The sequence below is a fragment of the Breznakia sp. PF5-3 genome, assembly GCF_029504745.1.
In the GTDB taxonomy this organism is placed as follows: Bacteria; Bacillota_I; Bacilli_A; order Erysipelotrichales; family Erysipelotrichaceae; genus Breznakia.
In genome coordinates, this window is sequence record NZ_JAQFIQ010000063.1 from 1 (window position 1) to 11,030 (window position 11,030).

General features: G+C 31.2%; 13 protein-coding genes. 4 read left to right on the top strand and 9 right to left on the bottom strand.

Annotated elements, in window-relative coordinates; translation table 11 throughout:
* Window positions 1-395: 395 nt before the first annotated feature.
* Window positions 396-1,391, top strand: coding sequence for a serine hydrolase (locus tag M2475_RS10890; protein ID WP_277491535.1), 996 nt, complete (start codon window positions 396-398; stop codon window positions 1,389-1,391).
* A 22-nt stretch (window positions 1,392-1,413) separates the two neighbouring features.
* Here M2475_RS10890 and M2475_RS10895 read toward each other — a convergent pair whose 3' ends face one another.
* The 6 genes from M2475_RS10895 to M2475_RS10920 form a co-directional block, all read right to left on the bottom strand.
* Entirely contained in the window at window positions 1,414-2,385 is a 972-nt protein-coding gene (locus M2475_RS10895) for an ankyrin repeat domain-containing protein (RefSeq protein WP_277491536.1), read from the bottom strand.
* A gap of 8 nt (window positions 2,386-2,393) precedes the next feature.
* Window positions 2,394-3,995 carry an ankyrin repeat domain-containing protein gene (locus M2475_RS10900; RefSeq protein ID WP_277491538.1) on the bottom strand — a complete coding sequence of 534 codons (1,602 nt, stop codon included), beginning with the start codon at window positions 3,993-3,995 and terminating at the stop codon, window positions 2,394-2,396.
* Window positions 3,992-4,498: a tetratricopeptide repeat protein gene (locus M2475_RS10905; RefSeq protein ID WP_277491539.1), complete on the bottom strand. Its 507-nt coding sequence runs from the start codon at window positions 4,496-4,498 to the stop codon at window positions 3,992-3,994. Before M2475_RS10905 ends, M2475_RS10900 begins: the two co-directional genes overlap by 4 nt.
* A gap of 113 nt (window positions 4,499-4,611) precedes the next feature.
* The gene (locus M2475_RS10910; RefSeq protein WP_277491541.1) at window positions 4,612-5,064 is read right to left on the bottom strand and encodes a hypothetical protein; all 453 of its coding nucleotides are present in this window, start codon (window positions 5,062-5,064) and stop codon (window positions 4,612-4,614) included.
* A gap of 72 nt (window positions 5,065-5,136) precedes the next feature.
* Window positions 5,137-6,159: a hypothetical protein gene (locus tag M2475_RS10915; protein ID WP_277491544.1), complete on the bottom strand. Its 1,023-nt coding sequence runs from the start codon at window positions 6,157-6,159 to the stop codon at window positions 5,137-5,139.
* A gap of 63 nt (window positions 6,160-6,222) precedes the next feature.
* Window positions 6,223-6,684, bottom strand: a complete 462-nt coding sequence (locus tag M2475_RS10920) for a hypothetical protein (protein WP_277491546.1) — start codon at window positions 6,682-6,684, stop codon at window positions 6,223-6,225.
* Window positions 6,685-6,857: 173 nt separating this feature from the next.
* On the opposite strand from M2475_RS10920, the gene M2475_RS10925 reads away from it, so the two are divergent.
* Window positions 6,858-7,343 carry an FUSC family protein gene (locus M2475_RS10925; protein WP_277491547.1) on the top strand — a complete coding sequence of 162 codons (486 nt, stop codon included), beginning with the start codon at window positions 6,858-6,860 and terminating at the stop codon, window positions 7,341-7,343.
* 87 nt (window positions 7,344-7,430) lie between these two features.
* Window positions 7,431-8,396: an aldo/keto reductase gene (locus tag M2475_RS10930; protein WP_277491548.1), complete on the top strand. Its 966-nt coding sequence runs from the start codon at window positions 7,431-7,433 to the stop codon at window positions 8,394-8,396.
* Between the two features lie 107 nt (window positions 8,397-8,503).
* Here M2475_RS10930 and M2475_RS10935 read toward each other — a convergent pair whose 3' ends face one another.
* Genes M2475_RS10935 through M2475_RS10945 form a run of 3 tightly spaced genes read right to left on the bottom strand, consistent with a single transcriptional unit; the run spans window position 8,504 to window position 10,280 of the window.
* Window positions 8,504-8,746 carry a hypothetical protein gene (locus M2475_RS10935; protein WP_277491549.1) on the bottom strand — a complete coding sequence of 81 codons (243 nt, stop codon included), beginning with the start codon at window positions 8,744-8,746 and terminating at the stop codon, window positions 8,504-8,506.
* 30 nt (window positions 8,747-8,776) lie between these two features.
* Window positions 8,777-9,391 (bottom strand): uracil-DNA glycosylase family protein, encoded by a 615-nt coding sequence (locus M2475_RS10940; RefSeq protein WP_277491550.1) that lies wholly within the window; start codon window positions 9,389-9,391, stop codon window positions 8,777-8,779.
* Between the two features lies 1 nt (window position 9,392).
* A complete protein-coding gene (locus M2475_RS10945) occupies window positions 9,393-10,280 on the bottom strand; it encodes a YafY family protein (RefSeq protein ID WP_277491551.1) in 888 nt (295 codons plus the stop codon).
* Window positions 10,281-10,357: 77 nt separating this feature from the next.
* Between M2475_RS10945 and M2475_RS10950 the strand changes: the two genes are divergently transcribed.
* Window positions 10,358-10,921 carry a sugar O-acetyltransferase gene (locus M2475_RS10950; protein WP_277491552.1) on the top strand — a complete coding sequence of 188 codons (564 nt, stop codon included), beginning with the start codon at window positions 10,358-10,360 and terminating at the stop codon, window positions 10,919-10,921.
* Window positions 10,922-11,030 lie beyond the last annotated feature (109 nt).

Sequence of the window (11,030 nt, forward strand, 5' to 3'; positions counted from 1 at the left end):
ATAATATAAGACATTATCACAATGAAAAAGTAAGAAAAATGGAATCTGAGCAAAAAGTGAATTAGTTTTCCACATAGGATAGAAGATATTATAAAAGAAATAGTCGAATTATGGATTCGACCTTTTTAAGTACTGCAGTTTTACTCAATTTCGACAAAATGGCATAGAAAAAAGGCTGTTAACCTTCAAGGCGATAAAAATCACCTATCTGTCACAGCCTCTTTTATTTGTTTACAACTTTTATATTCATCATAAATATGCTGGTTCTTCATTCAAAAGAATTGCATTCATTAATACTTTGCACCAACTCCTAAACCCAACGAATCTTAATTTTCATTAAAAAGTACTTGAAAAGTATTTCTAAAGGGCTTATTCTCTAAAAAAGGAGAAAGATAATGAAAGAAAATATAAAAGATATTATCAAAAAAGAACATTCTAATATATTGGGGATTGTTGCTTACAAAGACAATAAGAAAGTATATGAAGAATATTATAATGATTCTTATAAAGAAGAATCCATTCATAACTTTTCAATCACAAAAAGTGTAATTTCACTTCTGATTGGAATAGCTATTGATAAAGGATATATAAAAAGTGTTCATCAGAAAGTTTTAGAATTTTTTCCCAATTACAAGCTAAAAAGAAACCAAGAACAGCTTAATGAAATAACAATAGAAAATTTCTTAACCATGAGTGTACCCTATAAATTTAAATATGAACCATATAAAAAAGTATTTACAAGTTTCAATTGGGGTGAGACTGTACTTGGTTTAATTGGTGGAAAAAAAGCAATTGGAGAATTTCATTATTCAACTGTTGGTATCCAAGTGTTATCAAATATCCTTGTTATAGCTACCAAAATGAGTGTAAAAGAGTTTGCCCAAAAATACTTATTTGATTTATTAGATATTAAAAATCTATCAAATATAGAAATACCTGGTGCAGAGGATCAAGCAAAATTTTACCATTCTAGAAATATAAGAGGCTGGGTGCAAGATGATATGGGGTATCATGTAGCAGGTTGGGGGTTATCAATAACGGCTGATGAATATGCTAAGATTGGCTTATTGTGTTTAAATAAAGGTATTTACAACAAGAAAAGAATGGTGAGTGAAAACTATATCAAAGAAATGTTTGTTGAAAGACAAGAAAACTATGGATATCTATGGTGGATATACAAGAAAAACAACCAAGTTGAAATAATGAAAAAGATTGCGAACACTGGTAAATATGATTCCTATGCTGCGTGTGGTGTTGGTGGATCATTAATCCACATAATACCTGAAAAGCAAATCGTGATAAGCATCACATGTTCACTAGTCTATCGTCCAAATCTAAGATTCGATTTAATTAACAAGAATTTGATTCCTCTAATTGATAAACCTTTATAAATTATACTTTCAAATTCTCGTTTTACATATTTGCTCCTGCCATAATTAACATTTCCACAATCTCAGTAAACCCATTTTCAGAAGCATAATAAATAGCACTGTGTTGATCATTATCAACTGTATTAACCTCTACCTCATTTTCTATCAAAACATTTACAACATCATTGGCTCCTACCATGGCTGCTACTATCAATGGTGTTTCTCCTGCTTCGTTTTTCACATTGATATCTGCTCCATGATTTATCAATGATATACTTGCAAATTTATTATGAAACTTACTTGCATAATGTAATGGTGCATTTCCATTTAATAATTTCAAATTACTATCGGCTCCATTTTCTAAAAGCATATCTACCAAATGTAAGTTATTTTGTTTCATAGCCAAAATAAGTGCTGTTTCACCACCATCATTTACAGCATTCACCTGTGTACTCTCTTGTTTAAGCAATACTAAAACAACCTCACTTTGGTTGTTGTACACCGCTTGATGTAATGGCCTATTCCCCACTGCATCACTACTTTGATTTTCCTCACTCAACAAGACAATAATATCTCTTAATCCATTGGCTGTCGCATGATCAAGAGCCTTATGCCCGTTATTATCAGAAATACTTTTATCGGCACCTTGTTCCAACAAATATTTTGTCGCTTCACTTTTACCATTTATAACTGCATACATAAGTGCTGTTCTTCCATCTTTATCCGTACTATCTATATCCAATCCACTTTGCAATAATAAAGATATAATATCTTTATTTCCATTCATTGCTACTTGATGCAGTGAAGTCATACTCATATTATTTGCTACACTTGTATCTGCACCATTATCGATCAATAAACGTACGATGTCTTTTGAACCCTTAGCACAGGCATAAAATAATGCATTGTTACCAAGTGCATCTCGCTTATTAATATCCAAACCACCTTTTTTAAGAAATGCTTCCACCACTCCCTTTTGTCCATTCTTACAAGCATTTAAAAATATTTTTTCCATAGTACCTCCTATATTTTCATTAATAAGTATTGAACTAAATTCTCATTATTATTTTCTGTTGCATATGCAAGTGCATTTTTACCTTCATTATTTACTTCATTAACATCCGGTTCTCCAAATTCAAATAACAAATCGACAAATGCTTTTGCATTTGAATGATTAGCATTTTTCGCTGCATACATCAGTGCTGTATTTCCATCGCTATCTTTTAATTTCATATCTGCATCTGCTTCCAACAAAGAAAGTAAGATATCTTCCATATATCTACTTTCCCCTAAACATACTGACATCAGTGCGGTTACTCCATTTAAATCACATTTATTAACATCTACTTTTTGCTTAAACAATTCTTCTATGAAAACACCTTCAAACGTATAATTGTTATAACCGCTCGCTCGATCAACATTTCTACAAGTCAATGTTAATAAAGTATCCCCTGTATCATTTATTACCTGATTAAAATCAAAACCATGTTCTTTCATAAGTTTAAAAAGCTGTGGGATAACCTTATTCTCATAAACGTTTCCACTTACTGATTTATATGAAGTAAGTGGATATGTTAAAGGAACTTTATCATTACTATCTTTTAAGTTTGGATCTGCATTCGCTTCCAATAACAACTTAATAATATCTATATTTAATTTCATACAAGCGAAAGATAAAGGCAATTTACCTTCTAAATCAATAGAATCAACATAATAAGATTCCCCATAAAATTCATTTGGATCACTCCCTAACTGCAACAAGCTAGCAACTGCTTCAACATCTTCTTTCGCAATTGCTTGCATCATATTCATTCCTTTGGTTTTGGCTTCCATAGAATCATCAGCGTCTACACCATTTAAAATTGCAGGAATTCTAACTTCTAAAGATGCAAATGCTATCTCTTTTGCTGTATGTCCATAATTATCCTTTTGATCAGGATCCAATCCCGCATCTATTAACAATTGAAGTATTTCAATAGCATCATTCATCTTTTTTAAGCTACGTTCATAATGCTCTTTTTGTGATTTTAAATGATCCTTATGTATCCGAACCAGCACCTCATTGCTTTCATCTATCACTTCATTCATTATCTTTTCATATGCTGGTTTGTCATATTTGTGAAAGCTTCCAGCTTCTCGTTGTGCATAATCACAAGCAAAATGTAATGCACTTTCTCCATCCTGACTTACAAAATCCAATTTCTTACCAGCATCAATAACCGCTTTAATAAAATCACGCTTGCCTCGTTGTGCAGCAATCAACAATGCATTCATACCATCATCACTCTTTCGAAGAATACTAACTCCATTATCCAACAACAACATAACAAGCTTATATTCATCAGCCCAAGAACAATAATCTCGACTATCACCATACACTATTTGATGAAGTATCGTATATCCATTGTGATCTTTGGTAGGAATGCTTATTCCTTTGGCTAATAGTTTTTTTAATGAATCATAATCACCATGCTTAGCAATATAGTATGTAAGTGGCATACTATTATACTCTTCATCATAATTCTCTATTGCATCATATAACTGCCAAACTTCTTCTCTATGATCTTCTTTATCCCGGCTTTTATAAAAACTACTAATTTGGTATACTACATCATTTAAACTCATTCCTCATCCTCCTTAATCTTTCTCATAATATCATCTATATTCTTATACTCCTTAAAACCAATTTGATTGTTTATTTCAATGATACGTTGCTTGTTTTTCAATATATAACAAACATCAACAAGTACTCTTAAAAAACGATCTCTACTCATCTCTTTAAAATGATCTATTTCAAATGTAAACATTGGTTGGCGATAATGATTACTCAATTTCGCTTGTGACTGTATCTTTCTCACAATTTCTTCTATAACTGGTTTAGAACTTGTTAATGTTGTTTTTGTAAACAACATTAATCCTTCTTCTAAATATTTCAAAGCCTCTTCATGCAATTCACTTTCTAAACAACATAATCCTAGATTAAATAAAATGGACGCATCTTTATTTCTTTCAAGTTTCTGTAACAACAAAATCGCTGCCTCTACATATTGATGATTCATCATTAACAAAACAGCATCATCTTTTACAGTTATACTATTTACCATTTTATGACTTTCGCCTAATAACATAGCTATCCTCCAATTTCTATTCATACCAAAATAGGTACATACATACAATCCATAGTGTTTGTAAATATGCACCTATTCTAATAACCAAAGCGTTTACTTCTCTACTTAAATTCTTATTTTCTCTTTGTTTCGCTACATTCAAATACTTTATCTATAAGATTATAACTTATCAGATATTTCTTACCCATTTCCACTTTAAACACATTGGTACTTCTTGCTAATGATTTTGCCAGTTTACTAGTTGCCATTTTTTGATAATATTCTAAATCTAGTTCTACTTCTCCAGCAGGAACAAGGATACTATTTCGAATTACCTTACCTGGATTTCTATTTATGGAATGTATTACAAATTCACTTTGTCCTGGATTCATAAGTACCTTTTCCTTTGGCAAGACTGGATAATCAAAAACAACTTCCACTAAATTAGGATCTGACTCTAACATCTCCTTCTTTTTTTGTTTTTGCTTTTTTCCAGAAACAATCATTAAAACAACTAAACCTACACACACGGTGCCAAATACTCCTAAAAACAAGGGAAGGTTATTGGCAATAAAATCTTCATTCATACGGTTCTCCTTTCAACAATAACTGTTTTTTCTAATCCATGGGTCACCCCATAATAGATATGTCTATTATTTCTAAAGCTCATAAATAAATTGTTTTTGTTTTTTAAATACTACTTCCAAATGATTACATAAGTTACCATACTTCATATAATAAGGTAATTGAGGATTTATATATCCAAAGTAATATACATAATTCTTTCCTTGGTATTGAAAGCTCATTGAGCGTTTTTGATTTGACATAGCATTATTATATTTTGGAGGTGTTACCTTTACACTTTTCATCTGTGCAATTTCAAATGTTTCTTCATCAATGGTAAGAAATGTATCATCCAATACAAGTCGTGATGGAATTTCTTTTGAAATAGCTTTTAATTGTTTTCTAAACGAGAAAAAAGGAATACCTAAACACATCATCAAAATCATTGCTATCATCGCTAAAAACGGTCCAATCATTTCTGATGAGAATGCGTTGACTCCTGTATTCAATAACACAAGATACAAACCAATGCATATAACTGATGAAAGGCTAAGGAAAATAATCCATAATTTCGTTTGTCGCTTATATTCCTTAAGCATCAAATCATCTTTAGGAATATGATAAGTTTTCTTCAACCCTTCTGTTTCTATAACATCCTCAACCTCTTCATCTTGAGTTGCTTTTTCATTTCTCAACAAGTAAATATCACTAATTAATTTTTGAAACGTCTTTTTTGAAAATCCACTACACCGATAATCTTTTCGCTTATTATCTCCATGAATCACACGAATATAAAAGGTCTTCCCTGTAGGTAATCCATTTACATAATGGTTTACAATATATGATGAGATAACTGGTTCATGCATTGATATTTTATGATATGCTCTATTAAAGAGTGAAAAAACAATAGCTTCATCATCTACAGTTACTTTAATATAGTGTAATAGTGCATTCATAACTCCTAATACAAAAGCAATCCCTAAAATAATAGTAACCACTTCATCAAGTTTTTTATCCCCTAATAACATAAAAAGAAGTATTAAAATAAAACTACTTACAAAAATTGCCCAAACAAAATATGAACATAATTTATATACGGAACTTTTATAAACTTTCATATAACCTCCTCTACTTCAACACTTATCATGTAAGTGCAATCTAAAAATCAATAACAAGCTTCTTTATACAATCAAATCCTGTACTAAATGTTTTTTTATCAAATTCTTTGTCTCTTCCACCGTTGTAGGCCAATTTTCAAAACATGCCTTACCCAATTCAACCGAATTCACCATATGAAAAAAAACAATTGGTTTATGGATTCCATCACAAACAATAAATGCGAAATTCTCTTCTTTTGGAAATGCTTTTGTATTTACAATCCAATCCCCATATTCATAAACGGCATCTCCATATCCTGAAAATATATAACTAATTCTTTCTTCTGGAGGCAATGCATTTTCAATTCTTATCTTTTGCCATTGCTTCTCTACATATTCAAATTTATCTGGATCTAGATGATAAGAAAGACTCCAAAAAAGCATGGATGGTTTCCCATTTAATTTCAAAGTCTTTTCTACCATATCGATACTTTCTTTCATCACTGTTTTTTCTATTACCACTTCATAATATTCTAATTTATCCACACAAATACTCCTTCAAACTATCACCATTTAAAATACCCTCTAATATATAGATGCAAAAAAACATAAATAGGTGCACTTTTTATGTTTTTTTTTACTTATTTCTTTTCGATTATGCTTTTCTCTTCAGCATAAAAAAGGAATAATGCTATAATAATGTAAATCGAGGTGGTTTTATGCTTCCAGGAGCAAGAATTTATAAAACATTAATTGCAGTTACAATATCTTTGATTCTAAGTAGATATATTTTAGGATTATCTGGATTTTATATGACAATTGCAGTTGTACTATCCATGAAAACCGATCCCCAAAAATCATTGATCTATGGAAAAAACAGAATCATTGGTACCTTGCTTGGTGGTATTCTAGGCTATATTATCATGGTTGTTATCCGCCATACGCCTTTTATAAGTGAAGATTCTATTTGGATGCTTTTCATAAATGTAGGTTGTATCTTCTTGTTGCTATGGTTTTCTAAACTTACGCATATGTCGGAAACAGGAGCGGCATTGGGGTGTGTTATCTTCTTCTCAATCACATTGATTCGCTTTAATGCGCCAATCTTTGACTATGTCTTTATTCGTGTCTTAGAAACAACCATTGGTGTTATTATTGCCATGGGAGTAAATTATATAAAACTTCCTAAATCAACTACAAAATAAATGTTGCTTTTTTTATTGACTTAGAGTCCACTCCAACTGATACAATTAAGTTATCAAATTAGATAAGTAAGAAAGAGGTTTATAAAAATGGAATATTGTAAAATAGGAGTTTCTAATAAGCAAGTATCAAAATTGTGTTTAGGTTGTATGACTTTTGGAGATAATCAAACACAATTTCATGATTGGACATTGCCTTATGAAGAATCAAAAGAAATCATCAAACACGCACTAGATTTGGGAATTAATTTCTTTGATACTGCAAATGTTTATTCAAAAGGAACAAGTGAAGAATATTTAGGAAGAGCATTGAAAGAGTTAGATGTAAATCGTGAAGATGTCTTTATTGCTACTAAAGTTTATTTTAATGATGGCAAATTATCTAAAGAAGCAATTAATAGAGAAATTGAATTATCATTAAAACGATTACAAACAGATTATATCGATTTATATATTATTCATCGTTTTGATAAAACAACACCCATAGAGGAAACCATGAACGCTTTAAATGATTTAGTACAATCTGGCAAAGTTAAAAACATTGGAGCAAGCGCAATGTATGGATACCAATTCCATAATATGCAAGAAATTGCTGATAAAAACGGTTGGGCAAAATTTGTGACAATGCAAAATCATTACAATATGCTATATCGAGAAGACGAAAGGGAATTAATACCTGTTTGTAATCAATATAAAACATTGTTAACACCTTATAGTCCTCTAGCATCTGGAAGATTAGCGCGAGCTGAATGGCATACAAACACAAAAAGAAGTCAAACAGATAATACAGCTGCTCATAAATATGATGGCTTTGAGGAAGCTGATAAAAAGATTGTAGGTAGAGTTTTAGAATTAGCAAAAAAGTATAATTGTACAATGACACAGATTGCTCTATCCTATTTATTTGAAAAAGGTGTAACAGCACCAATTATTGGGGCAAGTAAAATCAAATATTTAGACGATGCATGTGGAGCTTTCCATGTTCATTTAACCATAGAGGATATAGCATACTTGGAAGAATTGTACATTCCCCATTCTATTGTTGGGGCATTATAAAGCAATAGACAAGTATAAAAAATTAAAGGCCATTCATTTCGCTATATAAAAAAACCAGAATTTTTTTGAATTCTGGTTTTTTTATTAGTCTACACAAGCTAAAATCTTCAAACTACTTTCAAATCATAAGAACCTTCATAGATTGGAACCAATTGCATAAAGTATGGTTCTAAAAACTCATTGATAACCTTACACAGTTCCTCAGGTGTTTGTTTTTTATCACCCGTTTGTCTTAATTCCACAACTTCATTGCCACAAGCTCCTGCACTATGTAAACGATATCCAATCTTTTTATTTTCTAAATATTGATTTGCTTGATACATTTTATTAACATCTAAAACTTTACTCATATTATCACCCTGTATGTATCATAGCATAGCTTATCGAATAATATCCATCATTTTGAAAATGTCTTCTGAAGCCATTTGGAATTTAGACTTTTCAATCAAAATATTTTTACCCGTCATGATATACGATGGAAAAATTCGTTTGCCATCATAATACAACTCACTATTTCTAAGTTTATATGTTGAAATAGATGGTACTGCATTCTTTTTGCTTGCCTTCTTTGTTATCATATTAAACGCCTTTTTCGCAACATCTCCCATCAACATAACAACTTCTAAATTTTCAAATAAAGCAAGCTCCTTTTCTAATATCTGAGCATGATCTTTAATTTTTGCTGTTTCAATTGCATATTCATCCTTTGGTGTTTTCACCGCATTCGTAATATAGATACCTGCATCAATAATTTCCTGAATATCTTCAACCTCTATTCCAGCTGCATGAAACAATGCAATGGTTGTCTCCATATAGAGAGGATTTTTCTTATCACTATAAAAATCATCTTTTACATCATTCGCTACAACCTCATTGATCATAATTGCTTTTATCTTATCTGGATGTATTTCAAAATCAGGTAGATAAGAAAGCATTTTATCTCCATCCACATAATGCTCTTTAATATACCCTTCCAACTCTTTTTTTACATTCATATTAAGCACCTACTTTCTTAATTGCTTCTTCGTGAAGCTTTACTATTTTTTGTCTAAGTCTTTCTGGTTTTATAATCTCTACTTCGCCCCCCATTGATAACAAAAAGGAATCCATCCATTCATCTATCAATAGGTTTACTTTCACACTTACGCCTGTTGAAACCTCTTCGATTGCACTTCTTGCAAAGATATCATACACACGATAAGCCACCCGTTTAGAAAATAGAAATTCACAATATTCATAATCCTTCTTATCCACTTGTACCTCATTATAGGTAAGTCTAGAAAAGGTTTTTTCTTGTACTTCTATTTTTAAAATACGAGTAAGTCGAAACATACGCATAGCTGCTCGTTTATGACAATATCCTTCTAAATACCATCCACCTCCTTGATATTTCAAATAGTATGGGTCTACCATACGTAAAGAATGACCATTTACTCCATGATAGGCAATGATGATTGTTTGTGTTTGCAAGATTGCTTTTTTAAGTTTTTGAAAAAGATCAATATCCGCATTTTTATCATCACCCCATCTAGTTAAATCAATTTTCAACCAATCTTCATCTAAATGTTCAAAACCATTTAACTTCGCTAATATCGATTTTATATTCCAGTGTTCACTTTCTTCTACAGCTTTTAAAATAGCTAATAAAGATGTCATCTCTTCCTCGTTAAACAACGCTTTATCCAAGATAAAATCATCCTTTAAATAGATTCCTCCTTGATAACCAACATTTGCATATATTGGTATTCCAGCTTGACTTAAAGAATCAATATCTCGATAAATCGTTCGTGTCGATACTTCAAATTTTACTGCTAATTCTTCAGCAGTAGTTTTTCTTTTTTCCAATAAATAATAAAGAATATAAAACAATCTGCTTTTTTCCATAACACACCTCTAAAATTACTATACCATAATTATCTTGACATCTTTTGTCATATTGCTATTCATGTTATAATCTAACAATGAAAAAGAAAACACTAAGTGAAAAAGAAAAAATGCTCCAAGGACTTCCCTATAATGCAAGCAATCCTCGCCTTGTCCTAGAAAGAGATCGAGCGGCACGTATTTTAAATCGTTACAATCGAAGAACTTTTCACGAAACAAATATGCGTAGTAGAACTTTACGCAAATTGCTCAACACATCTGGTAATTTTTGGATTAAACCACCCTTTCATTGTGATTATGGATATAATATTTTCATTGGAAAAGATCTCTTATGCAATTATGGTTGTGTAATGCTCGATGTATGTAAGATAACAATCGGTGATAATGTATTATTAGGTCCTGGTGTAAAGTTGTTTACTGCTGCTCATGCTATTAACCCTATAGAGCGAAAAAATGGAGTTGAATTTGGTAAACCAATCACTATCCATAATAATGTATGGATTGGTGGAGGATCAATTGTTCTTCCTGGTGTTGAAATTGGTGAAAATAGTATCATTGGTGCAGGAAGTGTTGTTAGTAAATCCATCCCTGCAAATGTCGTTGCTGTAGGAAATCCATGTAAAGTCATAAAGAATATATAAAAACAGTCACTATTTTGAAGTGAACCCAATTAGTTGGACACAATAATTAAATAGTCGTTAAGGACTGATTCCTGAATTCCACAGGAGTTAGTCCTTTTAATGTTTTTGT

Coding starts and splice junctions, on each gene's coding strand:
- M2475_RS10900 (WP_277491538.1), bottom strand. CDS start 3,995: ATGAGTTTAAATGATGTAGTATACCAAATTAGTAGTTTTTATAAAAGC.
- M2475_RS10905 (WP_277491539.1), bottom strand. CDS start 4,498: ATGTTATTAGGCGAAAGTCATAAAATGGTAAATAGTATAACTGTAAAA.
- M2475_RS10930 (WP_277491548.1), top strand. CDS start 7,431: ATGGAATATTGTAAAATAGGAGTTTCTAATAAGCAAGTATCAAAATTG.
- M2475_RS10950 (WP_277491552.1), top strand. CDS start 10,358: ATGAAAAAGAAAACACTAAGTGAAAAAGAAAAAATGCTCCAAGGACTT.
- M2475_RS10890 (WP_277491535.1), top strand. CDS start 396: ATGAAAGAAAATATAAAAGATATTATCAAAAAAGAACATTCTAATATA.
- M2475_RS10945 (WP_277491551.1), bottom strand. CDS start 10,280: ATGGAAAAAAGCAGATTGTTTTATATTCTTTATTATTTATTGGAAAAA.
- M2475_RS10910 (WP_277491541.1), bottom strand. CDS start 5,064: ATGAATGAAGATTTTATTGCCAATAACCTTCCCTTGTTTTTAGGAGTA.
- M2475_RS10940 (WP_277491550.1), bottom strand. CDS start 9,391: ATGAATGTAAAAAAAGAGTTGGAAGGGTATATTAAAGAGCATTATGTG.
- M2475_RS10935 (WP_277491549.1), bottom strand. CDS start 8,746: ATGAGTAAAGTTTTAGATGTTAATAAAATGTATCAAGCAAATCAATAT.
- M2475_RS10925 (WP_277491547.1), top strand. CDS start 6,858: ATGCTTCCAGGAGCAAGAATTTATAAAACATTAATTGCAGTTACAATA.
- M2475_RS10895 (WP_277491536.1), bottom strand. CDS start 2,385: ATGGAAAAAATATTTTTAAATGCTTGTAAGAATGGACAAAAGGGAGTG.
- M2475_RS10915 (WP_277491544.1), bottom strand. CDS start 6,159: ATGAAAGTTTATAAAAGTTCCGTATATAAATTATGTTCATATTTTGTT.